This window comes from Pseudomonas sp. zfem005, from assembly GCF_032621735.1.
GTDB lineage: Bacteria > Pseudomonadota > Gammaproteobacteria > Pseudomonadales > Pseudomonadaceae > Metapseudomonas > Metapseudomonas solani.
Genome location: NZ_JAVYJE010000006.1, coordinates 18,661 through 37,888, shown reverse-complemented (window position 1 = coordinate 37,888; position 19,228 = coordinate 18,661). Strand labels below are relative to the sequence as shown.

Annotated in this window: 15 protein-coding genes; 9 read left to right on the top strand and 6 right to left on the bottom strand. The window is 68.7% G+C overall.

The features are described 5' to 3' along the window. Nucleotides 1–68: 68 nt before the first annotated feature. The 4 genes from RTW82_RS14655 to RTW82_RS14640 all read left to right on the top strand — a co-directional run bounded on the left by RTW82_RS14655 (nucleotide 69) and on the right by RTW82_RS14640 (nucleotide 7,915). On the top strand, nucleotides 69–3,356 hold the full coding sequence (locus RTW82_RS14655; protein WP_316925525.1) for a transglutaminase family protein: 3,288 nt from the start codon (nucleotides 69–71) through the stop codon (nucleotides 3,354–3,356). A gap of 90 nt (nucleotides 3,357–3,446) precedes the next feature. Then, nucleotides 3,447–5,945: a circularly permuted type 2 ATP-grasp protein gene (locus RTW82_RS14650; RefSeq protein WP_316925524.1), complete on the top strand. Its 2,499-nt coding sequence runs from the start codon at nucleotides 3,447–3,449 to the stop codon at nucleotides 5,943–5,945. Beyond that, nucleotides 5,945–6,877 carry a transglutaminase family protein gene (locus RTW82_RS14645; protein WP_316925523.1) on the top strand — a complete coding sequence of 311 codons (933 nt, stop codon included), beginning with the start codon at nucleotides 5,945–5,947 and terminating at the stop codon, nucleotides 6,875–6,877. The genes RTW82_RS14650 and RTW82_RS14645 overlap by 1 nt, the downstream gene beginning before the upstream one ends. A gap of 195 nt (nucleotides 6,878–7,072) precedes the next feature. Continuing rightward, nucleotides 7,073–7,915 carry a mechanosensitive ion channel family protein gene (locus RTW82_RS14640; RefSeq protein WP_316925522.1) on the top strand — a complete coding sequence of 281 codons (843 nt, stop codon included), beginning with the start codon at nucleotides 7,073–7,075 and terminating at the stop codon, nucleotides 7,913–7,915. A gap of 190 nt (nucleotides 7,916–8,105) precedes the next feature. Here the strand turns inward: RTW82_RS14640 and RTW82_RS14635 are convergent, their stop codons facing one another. The 4 genes from RTW82_RS14635 to RTW82_RS14620 all read right to left on the bottom strand — a co-directional run bounded on the left by RTW82_RS14635 (nucleotide 8,106) and on the right by RTW82_RS14620 (nucleotide 10,061). Further along, entirely contained in the window at nucleotides 8,106–8,558 is a 453-nt protein-coding gene (locus tag RTW82_RS14635; RefSeq protein ID WP_316925521.1) for a GNAT family N-acetyltransferase, read from the bottom strand. A 2-nt stretch (nucleotides 8,559–8,560) separates the two neighbouring features. Beyond that, complete coding sequence (locus RTW82_RS14630) at nucleotides 8,561–8,935, bottom strand: DUF393 domain-containing protein (RefSeq protein WP_316925520.1); 375 nt, start codon at nucleotides 8,933–8,935, stop codon at nucleotides 8,561–8,563. Nucleotides 8,936–8,945: 10 nt separating this feature from the next. After that, nucleotides 8,946–9,392 (bottom strand): DUF3465 domain-containing protein, encoded by a 447-nt coding sequence (locus RTW82_RS14625; RefSeq protein WP_316925519.1) that lies wholly within the window; start codon nucleotides 9,390–9,392, stop codon nucleotides 8,946–8,948. 81 nt (nucleotides 9,393–9,473) lie between these two features. After that, nucleotides 9,474–10,061 carry a TIGR00730 family Rossman fold protein gene (locus tag RTW82_RS14620; protein ID WP_021221633.1) on the bottom strand — a complete coding sequence of 196 codons (588 nt, stop codon included), beginning with the start codon at nucleotides 10,059–10,061 and terminating at the stop codon, nucleotides 9,474–9,476. Nucleotides 10,062–10,429: 368 nt separating this feature from the next. Between RTW82_RS14620 and azu the strand changes: the two genes are divergently transcribed. Further along, complete coding sequence (azu, locus tag RTW82_RS14615; RefSeq protein ID WP_316925518.1) at nucleotides 10,430–10,879, top strand: azurin; 450 nt, start codon at nucleotides 10,430–10,432, stop codon at nucleotides 10,877–10,879. A gap of 631 nt (nucleotides 10,880–11,510) precedes the next feature. On the opposite strand, the gene RTW82_RS14610 is transcribed toward azu, so the two are convergent. After that, the gene (locus RTW82_RS14610) at nucleotides 11,511–12,398 is read right to left on the bottom strand and encodes a LysR family transcriptional regulator (RefSeq protein WP_316925517.1); all 888 of its coding nucleotides are present in this window, start codon (nucleotides 12,396–12,398) and stop codon (nucleotides 11,511–11,513) included. A 182-nt stretch (nucleotides 12,399–12,580) separates the two neighbouring features. Here RTW82_RS14610 and RTW82_RS14605 point away from each other — a divergent pair, with 182 nt between their 5' ends. Next, nucleotides 12,581–13,819 (top strand): MFS transporter, encoded by a 1,239-nt coding sequence (locus RTW82_RS14605; protein ID WP_021222119.1) that lies wholly within the window; start codon nucleotides 12,581–12,583, stop codon nucleotides 13,817–13,819. Nucleotides 13,820–13,879: 60 nt separating this feature from the next. Here the strand turns inward: RTW82_RS14605 and RTW82_RS14600 are convergent, their stop codons facing one another. Continuing rightward, complete coding sequence (locus tag RTW82_RS14600) at nucleotides 13,880–14,524, bottom strand: hypothetical protein (protein WP_316925516.1); 645 nt, start codon at nucleotides 14,522–14,524, stop codon at nucleotides 13,880–13,882. Nucleotides 14,525–14,880: 356 nt separating this feature from the next. Here RTW82_RS14600 and RTW82_RS14595 point away from each other — a divergent pair, with 356 nt between their 5' ends. The 3 genes from RTW82_RS14595 to RTW82_RS14585 all read left to right on the top strand — a co-directional run bounded on the left by RTW82_RS14595 (nucleotide 14,881) and on the right by RTW82_RS14585 (nucleotide 19,226). Then, nucleotides 14,881–17,556, top strand: coding sequence for a hypothetical protein (locus RTW82_RS14595; protein ID WP_316925515.1), 2,676 nt, complete (start codon nucleotides 14,881–14,883; stop codon nucleotides 17,554–17,556). Between the two features lie 129 nt (nucleotides 17,557–17,685). Then, a complete protein-coding gene (locus RTW82_RS14590) occupies nucleotides 17,686–18,795 on the top strand; it encodes an AAA family ATPase (protein WP_316925514.1) in 1,110 nt (369 codons plus the stop codon). Next, nucleotides 18,792–19,226: a hypothetical protein gene (locus RTW82_RS14585; protein ID WP_043242908.1), complete on the top strand. Its 435-nt coding sequence runs from the start codon at nucleotides 18,792–18,794 to the stop codon at nucleotides 19,224–19,226. Before RTW82_RS14590 ends, RTW82_RS14585 begins: the two co-directional genes overlap by 4 nt. Nucleotides 19,227–19,228 lie beyond the last annotated feature (2 nt).

Genomic DNA, 19,228 nt, shown 5'->3' with positions numbered 1-19,228 from the left:
CAGCACCTTGCGCGCTGGCATGAGACTTGCGCAGCAAGGCCATCGCTCAGGCTCGCAGGAGGCACGCCGTGTCGATCCACGTCGCACTGCACCACATCACCCACTACCGCTACGACCGCGAGGTCGCCCTCGGTCCGCAGATCGTCCGCCTGCGCCCGGCGCCCCACAGCCGCACGCGCGTCCTCGGCTACTCGCTGAAGGTCGAACCGGGCAAGCACTTCATCAACTGGCAGCAGGACCCGCAAGGCAACTACCTGGCGCGCCTGGTGTTCCCCGAAAAGACCCGCGAACTCAAGGTCGAGGTGGACCTGGTGGTCGAAATGGCGGTGTTCAACCCCTTCGACTTCTTCCTCGAGCCCTATGCCGAGCAGGCGCCCTTCGCCTACACCGCCGACGAGCAACGCGAGCTGGCGCCTTACCTCAGCCGCCAGCCGGCCACGCCGCTGTTCGCCAAATACCTCGCCGCTGTCGACCTCACACCGCGCGCCAGCGTCGACTTCCTGGTGGCGCTCAACCAGCGTGTCTCGCGGGATATCCGCTACCTCATCCGCATGGAGCCCGGCGTGCAGACGCCCGAGCAGAGCCTGGAGCTGGGCTCCGGCTCCTGCCGTGATTCCGCCTGGCTGCTGGTGCAACTGCTGCGCCACATCGGCCTGGCGGCACGCTTCGTTTCCGGCTACCTGATCCAACTCACCGCCGACCAGAAATCCCTCGATGGCCCCAGCGGCACCGAAGTGGACTTCACCGACCTGCACGCCTGGTGCGAGGTCTACCTGCCCGGTGCCGGCTGGATCGGTCTCGACCCCACGTCCGGCCTGTTCGCCGGCGAAGGTCACGTGCCGCTGGCCTGCAGCCCCGAGCCCTCATCGGCGGCGCCCATCAGCGGTGCGGTGGATGAGTGCGAGTGCGAGTTCAGCCACGAGATGCGCGTCGAGCGCATCTGGGAGGCGCCCCGGGTCACCCGGCCCTACAGCGACGAACAGTGGGCGGCGATCCTCGACCTGGGCCGGCGCATCGACCGCGACCTGCTGGCCCGCGACGTGCGCCTGACCATGGGCGGCGAACCCACCTTCGTCGCCATCGACCACCCCGATGACCCGGAGTGGAACACCGCCGCCCTCGGCCCCAACAAGCGGCGCCTGGCCGCCGAGCTGTTCCACCGCCTGCGCGGGCAATACGCCCCCAACGGCCTGGTGCATTTCGGCCAGGGCAAGTGGTACCCGGGCGAGCAACTGCCGCGCTGGTCGCTGAACTGCTTCTGGCGCCGTGACGGCGAGCCGATCTGGAACGACCCGGCGCTGTTCGCCGACGAAACCCGCAGCTACGACGCCAGCGCCGAGCTGGCCGGGCGCTTCCTCGCCCAACTGGCCGAGCGCCTGGGGCTGGCCGACGACGGCATCTTCCCGGCCTACGAAGACTGGTACTACTACCTCTGGCGCGAGCGCCGGCTGCCGGCCAACGTCACCCCGGAAGACCCGCGCCTGGCCGACCCGCTGGAGCGCGAGCGCCTGCGCAAGGTCTTCGAGCAGGGCCTCGGCGAAATCGTTGGCCAGGTGCTGCCCCTGGGCCGCAACAGCGAAGGCGACGGCTGGCAGACCGGGTCCTGGTTCCTGCGCGACGAACACTGCCGCCTGCTCCCCGGCGACTCGGCCATGGGCTACCGCCTGCCGCTGGACTCGCAACCCTGGGTCAGTGAGGCCGACTACCCCTATATCCACGCCGCCGACCCCGGCCAGGCCTTCCCGCCGCTGCGCCGTGCCGCCGAGATCCGCACTCAGCTGCGTCAGGGCGCGCCCGGCAAGGGCCAGGCCGAGGCCGCGCCCGGCCTCCACCAGTCGGCCGCGGGTGTGGTCCGTACCGCCCTGTGCGCCGAGCCCCGCGACGGCCGTCTGTACCTGTTCATGCCGCCCCTGGCGGAGCTCGACAGCTGGCTGGAGCTGGTGGCCGCCATCGAGGCCACTGCGCGCGCGCTGGACTGCCCGGTACTGCTGGAAGGCTACGAGCCCCCCGGCGACCCGCGCCTGAACACCTTCCGCGTCACCCCCGACCCGGGTGTGATCGAGGTGAACATCCACCCGTCCGGCAACTGGGACGAACTGGTGGAGCGTACCGAATTCCTCTACGAGGCCGCGCGGCAGACGCGCCTGGCCAGCGAGAAATTCATGGTGGATGGTCGCCACGTCGGCACCGGCGGCGGCAACCACTTCGTCCTCGGTGGCGCCACCCCGGGCGACTCGCCCTTCCTGCGCCGCCCCGACCTGCTGCGCAGCCTGATCAGCTACTGGCACAACCACCCCTCGCTGTCCTACCTGTTCTCCGGCCTGTTCATCGGCCCCACCTCCCAGGCACCGCGGGTGGACGAGGCGCGCAACGACGCTCTCTACGAACTGGAAGTGGCCTTCGCGCAGATGCCCGAGCCGGGCGCCGACTGCCCGCCCTGGCTGGTGGACCGCCTGCTGCGCAACCTGCTGGTGGACGTCAGCGGCAACACCCACCGCGCCGAGTTCTGCATCGACAAGCTCTACTCGCCCGACAGCACCTCCGGCCGCCTCGGCCTGCTGGAACTGCGCGCCTTCGAGATGCCGCCCCACGCGCGCATGAGCCTGGCCCAGCAACTGCTGCTGCGGGGCCTGGTGGCGCGCTTCTGGGAGGAGCCCTACGCACCGCCGAAACTGGCGCGCTGGGGCACCGAACTGCACGACCGCTTCCTCCTCCCGCACTTCGTCCAGCAGGACTTCGACGACGTGGTGCACGAGCTCAACCAGGCCGGCTACCCGGTGCGTGGCGAGTGGTTCGCGCCGCACTTCGAATTCCGTTTCCCCAAGTACGGCGACTTCATGGTCAAGGGCATCGACCTGGAGCTGCGCCAGGCCCTGGAACCCTGGCACGTGCTGGGCGAGGAGGGCGCCGCCGGCGGCACCGTGCGCTATGTGGATTCGTCCCTGGAGCGGGTGCAGCTCAAGCTCTCCGGCCTGGCGCCGGACCGCTACGTGCTCACCTGCAACGGCGAGGCGGTGCCCCTGCAGCCCACCGGTCGGGTCGGCGAGTTCATCGGCGGCGTGCGCTACCGCGCCTGGCAGCCGGCCTCCTGCCTGCAACCCACCATCGGCGTGCACGCGCCCCTGGTGTTCGACCTGGTGGACACCTGGATGCAACGCTCCCTCGGCGGCTGCCAGTACCACGTCGCCCACCCCGGCGGGCGCAACTACGACAGCTTCCCGGTCAACGCCTATGAAGCGGAAAGCCGTCGCCTGGCGCGCTTCTTCCGCCTCGGCCACAGCCCCGGCAAGCTCCAGGTGGAGCCGCCGCAAAGGGACGACGAGCTGCCAATGACCCTGGACCTGCGTCGCCATTAAGCTGGGCACCGCCGCAGCTGGCATCCGGCCAGCTGTCGGCGGTACCTTGGTCCACAGTTGAGAACGGGCGCATCCATTCGCGAGTACCAGATGTCCGACCTGCTTGCCCATTACCCCCTGACCGCCACGGCCTACCACGAGCTGCTCGATGCCAACGGCGACGTGCGCCCGCACTGGCAGCGCCTGTACCGCCAACTTCAGCGCAGCAGCGCCGCCCAGCTGCGCCAGCGCCAGGAGCTGCTGGCGCGGCAGATCCAGGAAAACGGCGTCACCTACAACGTCTACGCCGACCCCAAGGGCACCGACCGCCCCTGGGAGCTGGACCTGCTGCCCAACCTGCTCTCCGCCGAGGAATGGCAGCCCATCGCCCACGGCGTGGCCCAGCGCGCGCGCCTGCTCAACGCCGTGCTGGCGGATGTCTATGGCGAACAGAAGCTCATCGCCGAAGGCCTGCTGCCCAGTGAGCTGGTGTTCGGCCACACCAGCTTCCTCTGGCCCTGCCAGGGCATCCAGGCCATAAACGGCACCTACCTGCACAGCTACGCGGTGGACCTGGCCCGTGACGCCGACGGCCATTGGCACGTGCTGGCCGACCGCACCCAGGCACCCTCCGGTGCCGGCTATGTGCTGGAGAACCGGCAGATCGTTTCCCGTGCCTTCCCGGAGCTCTACCGCGACCTGCGCGTGCAATACCTGGCCGGCTATTTCCGTGCCCTGCAGGAAACGCTGATCCGCCAGGCCCCCAGCGACGGCGAAACGCCCCTGGTGGTTCTGCTCACCCCCGGGCGCTTCAACGAGACCTACTTCGAGCACCTCTACCTGGCGCGCCAGCTCGGCTTCCCGCTGGTGGAGGGCCACGACCTGACGGTGCGCGACGCCACCCTCTACCTCAAGACCCTGGGCGGCCTGAAGCGCGTGCACGCCGTGCTGCGCCGCCTGGACGACGACTTCTGCGACCCCCTGGAGTTGCGCACCGACTCCACACTCGGCGTGCCCGGCCTGCTGGATGCCGTGCGCCGTGGCCGCGTGCTGGTGGCCAATGCCCTGGGCAGTGGCGTGCTGGAGTCCCCCGGCCTGCTGGGCTTCCTCCCTGCCGTCAATCGTCGCCTGTTCGGCGAAGAGCTGCTGTTGCCCACCGTCGGCACCCGCTGGTGCGGCACCCCCGGTGTGCTGCAGGAAACCCTCGACGGCCTGGAAAACCTGGTGATCAAGCCGGCCTTCCCCTCGCAGAGCTTCGAACCGGTGTTCGGCCACAACCTGCCGCCCCACGCCCGGGACGCCCTGCGCAAACGCCTGCAGGCGCGCCCCCACGCCTACGTCGCCCAGCGCCAGGCGCAGCTTTCCCAGGCGCCGGTGTGGCAGGCCGAGGGCGAGCGCGGTGCCCTGCATTCGCGGGCCATCGGCATGCGCGTGTTCGCCGTGGCCACCGCCGATGGCTGCTACTGGGTGATGCCTGGCGGGCTGACCCGGGTCGCCTCCGAGGCCAATGCCGAAGTGGTCTCCATGCAGCGTGGCGGTGCCAGCAAGGACACCTGGGTGCTGGCCGATCGCCCGGTGACCGGTGAACCCCTGCGGCCGCGCACCCTCGGCGTGCGCGACCTGATCCGCCAGGACCCCTACCTGCCGTCGCGGGTGGTGGAAAACCTGTTCTGGTTCGGCCGCTACACCGAGCGCTGCGACGATGCCGCGCGGCTGTTGCGCGTGGTGCTGTCGCGCTATGTCGATGCCGACGGCGACGAGCAGGCCCGGCAGGCCGCCCTGGAGCTGGCCGAGGTCCTGGGCCAGCTGCCGGCCGGTGACGAGCCCCTGGACCGGCGCCTGCTCAACGCCCTGCTCGATGACGACTGGCCCTTCAGCCTGCGCAGCAACCTGCGCCGCCTGCACTGGGCCGCGGCCCAGGTGCGCGGGCGCCTGTCGCGGGAGAACTGGCACGCGGTGCTGGAGCTGCAGCAGGAGGTGCAGGGCCTCGACCCGGCGCGCATGGACCTGGGCGACGCGCTGGACTTCCTCAGCCGCCTGCTCATGTCCCTGGCCGCGCTCTCCGGCTTCGCCCTCGACGACATGACCCGTGACGACGGCTGGCGCTTCCTGATGATCGGCCGGCGCATCGAGCGCGTGCGCTTCTTCGCCGACAGCATCGCCGGCTTCCTGCGCGGCGGCGCCGCCTGGGACCCGGGCGCCCTGGAGTGGCTGCTGGAGCTGGGCAACAGCACCATCACCTACCGTTCGCGCTACCTGGCCTCGCCGCAGCTGATCCCGGTGCTCGACCTGCTTCTGCTGCACGAGCAGAACCCCCACGCCCTGCGCTTCCAGCTGCAGGCCCTGGAGCGCTCCCTGGGCCGCCTGCACGAGGAATTCGGTGCACCCCAGGAACTGATGCTCAGCGGCCTGATCGGGCGCCTGCTGGCCTTCGACCTGGGCACCCTGGAAAACCCCTTGTTCGGCAGCGACAGCCTCAACGAGGTGCTGGAAGGGCTGGCGCAACTGCTGGGCGACATCGGCCAGATGGTCGGCCAGGTCTCGGATCGTCTCGCTTTGCGCTATTTTGCCCATGTCGACGACGTCAGCCAGCAAACGGTGTCCGCGTGATGCAATCCCGAGCCGCCTCCCTCGCCCCCCAGGGCGCGCGCTACCAGGTGTTCCACGACACCCACTACCGCTATGCCGCGCCGGTGTCGCTGGCCCAGCAACTGGTGCACCTGTGGCCCCGCGAGTGCCCCTGGCAGCTGTGCAGCGGGCAGGATCTGGAGATCAACCCGGCGCCGTCTTCCCGCAGCGATGGGCTGGACGTGTTCGGCAACCCCCTGTGCCGCCTGGCCTTCGAACGGCCCCATGACGAACTGCAGGTCAACGCGCGGTTGCTGGTGGAAGTGCTGCCCCGTGGCCCCCACACCCTGGACAGCTCGCCCCCCTGGGAACTGGCCCTGGCCGGCCAGGCCTTCACCGGGCGCCCCCTGGGTGCCGAGGTGCTGGAGGCCTGCCGCTACCGGGTGGAGTCGCCCTATGTGCGCATCAAGCGCCAGTTCGCCGACTTCGCCGAGGACTGCTTCCCCCTGGGCCGGCCGCTGCTGCTCTGCGCCGCCGCGCTGATGGAAAAGATCTTCACCGGCTTCGACTTCGACGCCGAGGCCACCCAGGTGGCGACCCCGTTGACCGAGGTGCTGGAGCGCCGCCGCGGCGTGTGCCAGGACTTCGCCCACCTGATGCTCGCCTGCCTGCGCTCCAAGGGCCTGGCCGCCCGCTACGTCAGCGGCTACCTGCTGACCCAGCCGCCCCCCGGCCAGCCCCGGCTGATCGGCGCCGACGCCTCCCACGCCTGGGTGTCGGTGTACTGCCCGCGCAACGGCTGGGTGGATTTCGACCCCACCAACAACATTCTTCCCGACCTCGAGCACATCACCCTGGGCTGGGGCCGCGACTTCTCCGATGTATCGCCCTTGCGCGGGGTGATCCTCGGCGGCGGCAGCCATGACCCCGAAGTCCGGGTGACGGTGATGCCGCTGTGGGAAATGGCCATCTAGGCTCTGCAAGAAAAGTGCCTGCGCTCGACGACTTTTTTACAAACCCTAGGGGCGCTCCGGCACCCGTGCCTGTCTCAACGCTGAAACACCCGGCCCGCTGGCGGCATCGGGGGCGGGGTATTTTGCGTGTCTGCCGTTGCGCTTGGGCCGGGCGTTGCTAGCGTCAAACGAGCCACCTGCCACGGAGCGCTCGCCATGGACGAAACAACGATAGTGACGGTCGGGACCGAGAAGGTCAGCGCCTTCATGAGCACCGTCATGCAATACGCCACCAGCTTCGGCGTGAAGATCATCGTCGCCATCCTCTTCTGGGTATTGGGGCGCTGGCTGATCGGCTTCGCGGTGGGCCTGGTGCAGAAGTCCCTGGAGCGCCAGCGGGTCGACCCCACGGTGCTGCGCTACGTCGGCTCCTTCATCACCGTGACCCTCAACATCCTTCTGGTGGTGGGCATCCTCGGCTACTTCGGCGTGCAGACCACCAGCCTGGCGGCACTGATCGCGGCGGTCGGCCTGGCCATCGGCATGGCCTGGTCGGGGCTGCTGGCCAACCTGGCGGCGGGCGGTTTCATCATCGTGCTGCGGCCGTTCAAGGTGGGCGACTTCATCAGCGCCGGTGGTGTCACCGGCACGGTGAAGGAGATCGGCCTGTTCGCCACCGCCATCAACACCCCGGACAACGTGATGACCCTGGTGGGCAACAACAAGATCTTCACCGACAACATCCAGAACTTCACCCACAACGCCTACCGCCGCGTCGACCTCAAGGCGCAGCTCTCCGGCGCGGCGGACCACGCGGCGGCCGTGGCCCTGCTCAAGGCGCGGGTGGCGGCCATCCCCAACGTGCTGGCCGAGCCGCCGGTGGAGGTGGAAATCCTCGAATTCAACCTGGTGGGCCCGGTGCTGGCGGTGCGGCCTTACTGCCACAACGACCACTACTGGCAGGTGTACTTCGACACCAACCGCACCATCAAGGACGCCCTCGGCGCCGACTTCCCCGCGCCCATGCCGGCGCAGACGGTGATCGTGCAGCAGGGCTAGGCCGGGCGAGTGAAGTGATCGGCGCGGAGTCTCGCTTTTGTAGGGTGGATGACGCTCTTTTCATCCACCAGCGGTGCGCCCGCCGGGCTCCGTTCGCGACGAACGCAGCAGCGTAGCCCGGGCTTCAGCCCGGGAGCGCCTGGCGGACCTGAACACCGCACCGTTGGGCCTCGCTGCGCTCGGCGCCAACCTACGATCCTTTCAAGCGCAGATGCAGGATGGGAAACGGCTTGCCCGAGCCATCCAGCTCCGAGCGGCTGGCCACTTCGAAGCCCATGCGCAGGTAGAAACCCACCGCCTGCGGGTTCTGCTCGTTCACGTCCACCTTCGTCGCACCTTCGTGGTCGATGGCGTGGAGCAGCAGGGTGCGGCCGATGCCCTTGCCGTGCTGCGCCGGGTCGACGAAGAGCATCTCCACCGTGCCACCGGCGGTGCCGATGAAGCCCTGGATGCGCCCGTCGGCGTCGCGGCTGCAGGCCAGCTTCACCGAGTCCAGGTAGGCGTCGCGCACCAGGGGTTTGAAGAACTGGATGTCGTCCTCGACGAGAAAGTGGTGGGTGGCGCGCACGGCGGCCTCCCAGACCTCCACCAGGCGCTGGCGGTCGTGGTCGTCGATCTGTTCGAGGTGTTCGAGGTGCTTCATGTTCACCAATGCCGCTTCGAGCGGTTCCAGAGATAGAGCAGGCGGGCGAAGGCCTTGTAGCCCAGTTGCGCCAGCCCGTGGATCAGCGGCAGGGACAGCAGGCGGGCCTTCCAGCGCTCCCTGGGGGAGTGGCGCCAGAGCACGATGAAGGCGTCCACGCCCATGCGTTTCACGCCCTGCTCGTCCACCAGGTGCAGGCGCTCGCGGACGTACTCCAGCGTCTCGCCGATTTCCTCCACTGCCTGGTTGTCGGCATGCACGTCGGCCCACTCGATCTCACAGGCGGTGGACTTGTCCTTCTGCCCCTCGATGCCCGCCCGGCACACGGGGCAGGCGCTGTTGTAGTAGACCTTGATGCGTGCCTCTTCCTCGCTCATCACCCGCTCCCTATTGGTAGGTCCTGCCGTTGTGCTTCAGCCAGCCGCCCGGGTGGCGGCCGCGCGGGTCGTGGTGGGTCCAGTGGATCACCCCGCCCTTGTCGTTCCATTCGTATTCGCCGGCGAACTCGATCGTGTCGCCCTCGCGCAGGCCCTCGACCCGTGGCGCCAGGTCGATGTTGTGCGCCACCAGCAGGCTCAGGCCGTCGTCGGTGCGCATCAGGAAGCGTTGGTGGCGGCTGCCCTTGAGGTCGTCGCGCAGCACGCGGGTGACCACGGCGCGGCCTTCGACCTGCAGGTCGCTGCGGCGATCCTCATAGGCCTGGCGCAGCTGGGCGCTGGTGCTGGATGCCGTGGCGGCGGGGGCGCCGGTGAGGCCCTGGAGCAGGCCGGGATGGCGCTGTTGCACGCCATAGAGCGCAAGGCCCACAAGCAGGGTGATGAAGAGCTTCTTCATGGGGCGGGCCACGTCCGTTCGGCGGGCCGGGTCAGCCCAGGCGGCATGCTGGGGCAAGGCCGTCCGGGCTGTCCAGAGGGGTCAGTGGGTTTTGCGGTCGACCCACTTCGGCGCCACGGTGGGGCGCCAGGCTTCCAGGCGTTCCAGCAGGCTTTCCGGGGTGCCGCCGACCTGCAGCATGCCGCGGTGCTGGTCGCGCACGAAGCGCTCTTCCACCAGGTGGTCGAGGAACTCGGTGAGCTTGCCGTAGAAGCTGTTCACTTCCAGCAGGCCCAGGGGCTTGCTGTGGTAGCCGAGCTGGCCCCAGGTCCAGATCTCGAAGAGTTCTTCCAGGGTGCCCAGGCCGCCGGGCAGGGCGATGAAGGCGTCGGCCAGCTCGGCCATGCGGGCCTTGCGCGCGTGCATGCCGTCCACCACTTCCAGGCGGGTCAGGCCCGTGTGGCCGATCTCGGCTTCCTTGAGGCTCTGCGGAATGATGCCGATCACCTCGCCACCGGCTGCCAGGGCGGCATCGGCCACGGTGCCCATCAGGCCGACGGCACCGCCGCCATAGACCAGGGTCAGGCCGCGCTCGGCCAGGGTACGACCGAGGTCGCTGGCGGCACGTTGGTAGATGGGGTTGGCGCCGGGGCTGGCACCGCAGAATACGCACACGGAGCGCAAGGTCATGGTCGACTCCCGAAAAAAGTCGGCAAGATTAGCGGCTCGGGCGGCGTCCCGGAAGCGGCGCGTGGACGCAGCTTCCGAACGGTAGTGGGCGCGGTGGGGCGATCAGTCGTCGCAGTTGCCGCTGGCACCGGCGGCGTAGGCGGCGAGCAGGCTTTGCAGGAAGTTCATGGTGACGCTCCTCGGTTGGGGTGCGGCCATTTTCCGCGCCGCCTGGAACCGGCGCTCTTAGATTGTCTCGATGGCCGTGATAGACCTTGCGCCGGGCATGGAATTCCTGCGGTTTGTTGACGCAGGTTATGGGAACTCGGCGCCGACTCAGGCAGTCTCCCATCTGGGCTGATCCGGCCCTACCTGCCAAGGAGACTCCAATGATTCGCAAGCTCGTCGTTGCATCCGTGCTGGCCCTGGCCAGTGCACCTCTGCTGGCTGCTGAATGTTCGGTGGACGTGGAAGGCACTGATCAGATGACCTTCAACACGAAGGAAATCAAGGTCAGCAAAAGCTGCAAGACCTTCACCGTGAACCTCAAGCACGTCGGCAAGCTGCCGAAGAACGTGATGGGCCACAACTGGGTCCTGAGCAAGACCGCTGATGCCCAGGCCATCGCCACCGAAGGCATGACCGCCGGTGTCGACAAGGACTACCTCAAGGCCGACGACGCCCGCATCATCGCTCACACCAAGCTGATCGGTGGCGGCGAGACCGCGACCACCACCATCGACGTTGCCAAGCTGGCCGCTGGCGAGAGCTACGAGTTCTTCTGCTCGTTCCCCGGCCACGTCTCGATGATGAAGGGCACCCTGGCCCTGGTCGACTGACCCGACAGGCGATTACAAGAGGCCGCTCCGTGAAGCGGCCTTTTTCATGCCCGGCGAAAACCGCTCACGCCAGAACGATGGTGGTAGCTGGGTAGGGTGGATGACGCTTTTTTCATCCAGCGGGCGGAGCTTCGTCTCATGTAATCCTCACCGGCGAGCACCTTGCAGGGTCGGGTGGGCGTAGGGTGGGCGTAGGGTGGGCTTCAGCCCACCGCTCTTTAAGTGTTGCTAGAAGATTTGAGCCCAGCTGATTGCCGAGTTTTGTTGGTGCTTCTGGTTTCGCCCACCCGGGCGAGTCCCTTTTTTCAGTCGCCAAAAAAGGAACCAAAAACGCTTGCCCCATCATCCGGCCCCGGCTTCGCCAGGGTTCCCTCACTCCATCGCCGCTCTGGGGGCCGGCGCGATGGGCCATCCATGGCCTGGTTGGCGGCTGCTCCAACTTTCTTCGCTCAAATCCACACATTGATGTGCGCACCAACCCAACGTGCACGTAACGGCGGCTTTCGTAGGATGGCGTAGAGCGAAGCGAAACCCATGCGGTGGCGGTGGCAGAAATCCTTTGGTGCCCTGAAAGCACCGTGCTTGAGCGCCTGTATTAAAACCACAACAGCTAACGCACACAGAGCCAATCTCATTGCGTCAGCATCTGGATGAAGGAACGTGACAACGGCGAACGCTCGTCGCTGCGGCGCACCAGCCAGACCGCCGTGGTCGCCACGGGCTCGAGCAGGCGGCGGTAGACCACGCCGTCGAACTGCATGCGCGTGAAGGACGCCGGCAGCACCGAGACGCCGAGCCCCGCCGCCACCAGGCCGATGATGGTCAGCGCGCTGTGGGATTCCTGGGTGATGCGCGGGCTGAAGCCCATCTCGTGGGTCAGGGCGATCAGTTGGTCGTAGAGCCCGGTACCGGCAGTGCGCGGGAAGTACACGAAAGGCTCGGCGGCCAGGGCCTGCAGGTACAGCCCGGCGTCCAGAGCCGGGTCCGTCGCCAGGGGATGGTCGGCGTGCAGCACCGCCACCAGCGGCTCGCGGAACAGCTCCACCGCCACCAGGGACTCGGGCAGCGGCAGCGGGCGGATCAGCCCCACCTGGATGCGCCCGTTGAGCAGCGCCTCGGCCACGTCGCGGCTGACCATCTCGTGCACCTCCAGCTGCACGTCCGGGTAGGCGCGACGGAAGCGGAAGATGGCTTCGGGTATGACCGAGGTGAAAGGCGCCGACGACGTGAAGCCGACCTTCAGCTCACCCAGCTCGCCGCGCTGGGCCCGGCGCGCCACCTCGGTCGCCTGCCCCACCTGGGCCAGCACCTGGCGCGCCTCGACGAGAAACAGCCGCCCCGCCTCGGTCAGCGCCACGCGGCGGTTGGTGCGTTCGAACAGGCGCGCACCCAGCTCCTCCTCCAGCGCCTGGATCTGCTGGCTCAAGGGTGGCTGGGAGATGCCCAGCAGCTCGGCGGCGCGGCCGAAATGCAGCTCTTCGGCAACGGCGATGAAGTAACGGAGATGACGGAGTTCCATGGCGGGAATGATATGTCCTGCCTATCAAAGATGCCGAACAATATATTGGAAAGTATCACTCCCCGCCGATAGGCTTTGCCCATATCCCGAACGAAGCAGCCACTCCACCCCCGATCAGCGGGTGCGACGGCGCACGCCTGCACGACAGGCGCCGGGGCCCTGATGAAGCCTTGCCGAGGTCCATGATGAATCCGTCCGCCCAGGACAGCGCCCTGCCCAGCCATATCGAAAAAGGCACCCCCGCCTTCCTGCGCACCAGCCTCGCCCTGTTCTGCGGCGGCTTCGCCACCTTCGCCCTGCTCTACTGCGTGCAGCCGATGATGCCGGTGCTGGCCCAGGCCTTCGCCATCAGCGCGGCGCAGAGCAGCATGATCCTCTCCGTTTCCACCCTGGCCCTGGCCTGCGGCCTGCTGGTGACCGGCTCGCTCTCCGACGCCCTCGGGCGCAAGCGGGTGATGGGGGTCTCGCTGCTCTGCGCCGGGCTCTTCACCCTGGCCAGCGCGGCCATGCAGAGCTGGGAAATGGTGCTGCTCATGCGCGTGCTGGTGGGCCTGTCGCTGAGCGGGCTGACCGCCGTGGCCATGACCTACCTGAGCGAGGAGATCGACCCGCGCCACACCGGCCTCGCTGTCGGCCTGTACATCGGTGGCAACGCCATCGGCGGCATGAGCGGGCGGCTGGTGGCCGGGGTGATGGTCGACTACGTGTCCTGGCACTGGACCCTCGCCTGCATCGGCGCCCTGGCCCTGATCGCCGGGCTGGTGTTCTGGCGCGTGCTGCCTGAGTCGCGGCACTTCCAGGCGCGGCCCATCACCGCGAAAAACCTCTTCGGCGGCTTCGCCCTGCATTTTCGCGATGCACGCCTGCCGCTGCTGTTCCTCGAAGCCTTCCTGCTCATGGGCAGCCTGGTGACCGTCTTCAACTACATCGGCTTCCACCTGCTGGATGCGCCCTACCACCTCAGCCAGGCGGCGGTGGGCATGCTCTCCATCGTCTACCTCTCGGGCACCTACAGCTCGGCGATGGTCGGCTCCCTGGCGGACCGCGTCGGCCGGCAGAAGGTGCTCTGGGCGGTGATCCTGCTGATGCTCGCCGGCTTCGGCCTGACCCTGCTCACGCCGCTGCCGCTGATCCTGCTGGGCATGCTGCTGTTCACCTTCGGCTTCTTCGGCGCCCACTCGGTGGCCAGCAGCTGGGTCGGGCGCCGCGCCGTGCAGGCCAAGGGGCAGGCGGCTTCGCTGTACCAGACCTTCTACTACGCGGGCTCGGGGATCGCCGGCACGGTCGGCGGGTTGTTCTGGAACCGCGCCGGCTGGAACGGCATCGGCCTGTTCGTCGGCCTGATGCTCAGCCTGGCGCTGCTGATCGCCCTGCACCTGTCGCGCCAGCCACAGGGCGCGGCGTGCACAAGCAAGCCGTAGGGGAAGTAAACCTGCGGGGCTTTTCAGTGGGCCCCCGCGAGCGCGGGAACCCACTGAACATCAGCCCACCTGCATGCCCAGCGACCTCAGCCGCGCGTCGGGGTCCTGGCTGACCGCCAGCCCCGCGCCTTCGGTCATCACCCGCAGCGCAGCGGCGGGGTCTTCGGTCTTGCCGGCAAGGGCCTTGTAGTCATCCGGCAACGCCGCGTTGAAGGCCGCCATCTGCCGCCCGATCTCCTCGTCACTGGCACCGGCCTCCATGGCCTTCTGATAGAGGGCGACGCGTTGGCGGGTGACCTCGTCGATACGCGCCTCAGCCTCGGCCGGACTGGTGGCGGTCAGGGACTGCCCGGTGGAGAGGACGCGCCAGGGCGGGCCCGATGAGTCGGCGGCCACCCCATCGCGAGCGGCAGCCTGGGCTCCCAGCTCGCTGGCGGTGGCAGGCGATTGCAGGCTGGCGGGGCTGTAGGTCGCCCCAGGCGCCACCCCGTTCAACGGATCGTCGGCGAGGCTAGGGTCACCTCCATCGACCTGGTTGAGGAGGCTCTTGGCCTCCTCGGAAATGGACACCCTGTCCTGGTAGCGGGAAGCGTTCTCCTCCTGGACCTGGACGGACTTGTCGAGGGCGGAGATCGAGGGGTCTTTCATAGCGTTGGACTGCCTGATGTAGGAATACCAGTCGTTCACTCCTGCGTTGATCTTCATGGGGTTTCCTTTTGGCCTTGCCCGGCGGACCGCTGCCGGGGTTGGAGGGCTGGGGCTTGCAACTGCACCAAGCCGGCGTGTGCTGCCATACGGAATTTCAAGCACAGGGCCTGGGGAGCAATGGCCGTGCCAGCCCTGCCCCGCCACACCGGCACCCGGCGACAAAAACCTTTGCCTTCAACCGCTTGAAAACCCACGCCGGGCGCGGCTTGCAGCCGACTACGCGCCTCCGGCGAGGCCAGGGCTTGCCGGAGGCGGCAGGCCCCTGCCGCCCGCTTGCCGTAATGGCAATCGGCCCGACTCCTGCTTTACTAGGCGGACTTCAGCGAAGACCAACAGCGACCAGGGAGCGGCGGATGGAAGACCAGTACAAGGCGGAACAGGACCGGATCACCTGGCGCCGCAAGGCCCTCGGCCTCGACACCGACAACGAGTCGCCGCGCCGCCCTTGGGCCGTCGCCCTCTCCGGCGGCGGCATCCGCAGCGCCACCTTCTGCTTCGGCGTGCTCCAGGCCCTGGCCCGCGCGCCCGTCGACCCCGGCGCCAACCGCCAGCCGAAGAACAGCGAAGACGATCCCCGCGCCCGCCTGCTGCCCCGCTTCGACTACCTCTCTACCGTCAGCGGCGGCGGCTACATGGGCTCGTTCTTCTCCAGCCTGTTCCAGCCCGAGCGCCTGCGCCCGGTCAATGGCGACGAGCAGGAAAAGGCCCGCCAGGCCGCCCTCGACGCCTACCGGGTGATGCGCTACCAGCCGCCGGGGCGCATCCATTCCTCCGATAACTACCAGGCCGCCCCGGTGGGTGACGGCCCCACCGCCTGGCTGCGGGAGAACGGCCGCTACCTGACCCCCACCGGCGCCGGCGACCTGATCTACGCCCTGGCGATGACCTGGCGCAACTGGCTTTCGGTGCAGTACGTGATCGGCATGCCGATGCTGCTGGTGCTGGCCCTGATCGCCCTCACCCAGGGCGCCGTCTGCCACTTCTGGCCAGGCAGCCCCTTCTGCGGCAGCCTGCTGCTGGTGCCCGGCGTGGTGACGCTGCTCAGCGTGGCGCCGCTGATGCTCGCCTACTGGCTGATCTACTCGCGCAAGAGCCAGGACGAACCCCCAGCCCTGGCCAACTGGGCAACCCTGTGCGCCGTGGTGATCATCATCGTCATGGGCGGCCTGGCCATCTACCTGCAGAGGGAGACGCCCGACACCACCAACCCGGTGGAGATCCTGCTGTGGCTGGTGATCATCGTCACCGTGCTGGGGCTGCTCTGGTGCGCCGCGCTGGTGTTCACCCAGGACCACAAGCAGACCCCCGATGACGCCGGCCTCGACGCCGACAACGTGCGCAACTACCGCCTGCGGGTGACCCGCGCCCTGAGTCAGTCCATCACCTTCACCGCCGCCCTGCTGGCCCTGGCGCTGCTCCACCAGCTGGCCCAGGAGCTCTACCTGGTGCTCGCCCAGGGCTACTGGCAAGCCTCCGCCCCCGCCGCGCTGCTGCCGGCGCTGGCCTGGATCGCCCGCCACCTGGCCCGCTCCTCCGACGACAAGCCGCTGCCCAGCTGGCTGAGCAAGCTGCCGCTGGATGTCATCGCGCTGGTCGCCGGCACCGTCATGCTGGTGTGCATCGCCCTGGTCTGGGGCCTGCTGGTGCAGTGGGTGGCCTGGAACGGCCAGGTGCCCGGCCCGGACGCCATGCCGCCCTTCGCCCTGCAGCGCCTCATCGGCCTGGCGGTGGTCGCCGCCCTGCTGGCCTGGGTCTCCGGACGGTTCATCGGCTTCATCAACCTCTCCACCCTGCAGGCCTTCTACGCCGCGCGCCTGACCCGTGCCTACCTCGGCGCCTCCAACGGCCAGCGCTTCGACGTGCCCAGCCGGCAGAGCCGCAAGCGCATGAGCGTGGCGCAGACCCTGTCCCGCGACGACATCGCCCTGGACGCCTACTACCGCACCCGCACCGCCGGCCCGCTGCACCTGATCAACGTCACCATGAACCTCACCGTGGACCCCTCCGAGCAACTGGTGCAGCGCGACCGCAAGGGCAAGCCGCTGTGCGTGGCGCCCTACTGGTACGCCCCGGGCAACCCGGACGCCGAAGCGGTGAGCTTCATCCTCGATGGCGAACGCAAGGTGCGCATCCCGCCCAGCGGCAAGGGCGAGATCAACCAGCCGCTGTCCCTCGGCCAGTGGGTGGCCACCTCCGGCGCCGCCTTCAGCACCGGCCTGGGCCGAGCCACCAGCCTCGGCACTTCCCTGGCCCTGGGCCTGGCCAACGTGCGCCTGGGCACCTGGTGGCAGAGCAACTTCCCGCCACGCCAGGCCGGCCCGTCGAAAAACTCCGAGCGCCTGTCGCGCTGGCTGCCGGCGCAGACCTACCTGTTCTACGAACTCACCGCGCACTTCCACGGCCATCGTCGCGACAAGCTCTACCTCACCGACGGCGGGCACTTCGAGAACACCGCCACCTACGAGCTGGTGCGCCCGCAGCGGGACATCGAGCTGATCGTCATGTGCGACTGCGGCTGCGACCCGGACTACCGCTTCGACGACCTGGCCAACCTCATCCGCCTGTCGCGCATCGACCACGCCCTGGAGATCGAGGAAGACAGCGACGTGCTCGACCACCCGCTGCTGTCCCAGGTGTTCTCCAGCCTCGATGGCTTCCGCCAGCCACCGGCCGCCGGCGATCGTCGTTGCGCCATGCTGCTCAACGTCTTCAGCAGCGGCGAGCGCGACGATGCCGAGGCACCGCGCACCCTCACCAGCCGCATCCTCCTGCTCAAGCCGCGGCTGATCGAGTCGCTGCCGGTGGACGTGTTCAACTACGCCCGCGCCAACCCGGTGTTCCCCAACCAGAGCACCGCCGACCAGTTCTTCGACGAGGCCCAGTTCGAGAGCTACCGCCAGCTCGGCCTGTGCATCGGCCAGCAGCTGTTCGGCGACGGCCTCAACCACAACGCCATCGCCAATGCCCTGTGGAGCTACCTGGCCAAGCCGCCGCGCGGCGTGCGCCTGGCCTCTCCCACCATCGACTGAGCCGCCCGGCCCGGCTCCACACGGAGCCGGGCCGGGATGTGCGCCAGCCGACGAACTGCCGTAATAGCGCTTTGACAGCGCCTGCTTTTCCCGGAAAATCCGCACCTCGCTCACAGGGAAGAAGCAGTCTTGAACGATATCCACGAGGCCGCCCGGCACATCAGGGACGCCATCCGCACCGCCACCACCGGCCTTATCGGCCGCAACCAGCTCGCCGAACTCATCGTCCTTGCCGCCGTGGCCCAGGAGCACCTGCTGGTGGTCGGCCCCCCCGGCACCGCCAAGAGCGCCGTGGTGCGCCGCGTCGCCCAGGCCATGGGCGGGCGCTATTTCGAATACCTGCTGGGGCGCTTCACCGAACCGTCGGAACTGTTCGGCCCGGTGGACCTGCGCAAGCTGCGCGAAGGCACCGTGGAAACCGACGTCAGCGGCATGCTGCCGGAAGCCGACATCGCCTTCCTCGACGAGGTGTTCCTCGGCTCCACCGCCATCCTCAACACCCTGCTCGGCGTGCTCAACGAGCGCCGCTTCCGCCGTGGCCACACCCAGCTCGACTGCCCGCTGCGGGTCTGCGTCGGCGCCGCCAACGGCCTGCCCGAGGACGAGGCCCTGGCCGCCTTCGGCGACCGCTTCCTGCTGCACCTGTTCGTCGAAGCGGTGCCGGACCACCAGCTCGAAGCCATGCTCGCCGGCGGCTGGCAGGCCGAGCAGACGCCCATCGTCGGGCAGCACAACCTGGGCTACCTCGACACCCTCGGTCGCGCCATGAAAACGGTGAACCTGGACGCCGCGCGCCCGGCCCTGGCCGATGCCATCCGCCGCCTGCGCCAGGCCGGCGTGCAGCTCTCGGACCGGCGCATCGTCAAGTCCCAGCGCCTGATCGCCGCCGCCGCGCTGCTCGGCGGGCGCCTGCACGCCACCGAGGCCGACCTCTGGCCGCTGCTCTATGTGCTGCCGACCCAGGAGACGCAACAGCACGGCCGCGAGGTGCTGCGCGAGCTGTTCGCCCATGCCAGCAACGACAACCTGTTCAACGCCGTGGAAGAAGCCACCCTGCAACCGCTGTCGCGGGTCAGCCGCCTGGCCGAAGAAGCCCGCGCCTGCCTGGACGACGCCCAGGGCGCGAGCGTGGAAGCGGTGCTGCGGGAGATCGACGCCAACTTCCTCGCCGACGCCCTGCCGCCGATGCTGGCCGAGCTGCGTGAGCGCCTGGTCGCCCGCCTCGCCACACCCGCATGAGCCCCCTGAAGCAGGCCTGGCGCTGGCAACCCCGCGCCCAGGCCCTGGAACCCCGTGCCGCCGTGGCCTGGGGCGAAGCCGCCAGGCGCCTGCATGCGCGCCTGTCAGCCCTGCCCGACGAACAGCTGGCGAGCCTGCACGCCACCGCCAGCGATGACCTGCTGGTGGTGATCGGCGAGCCCGCGGCCCTGCCCTGGGTGGACGGCATCGACTACGCCGCCCCGTGCGAGCTGGCCCCCGAACTCTGGTTGCCGACCCGGCTGAGCCCCGATGCGCCGCTGGACCTACTCGCCCGCGCCCTCACCCGGCGCCACGGCCGCGCTCCCCTGCTGCTCTGGCCCACGCCGGCCAGGGCGGTGCCGCTGGACCGCCAGCTGCCGCTCTCCGAGGGCCACCTGGCGCGCATCCTCGACCACTGGCAGGAACGCTGACC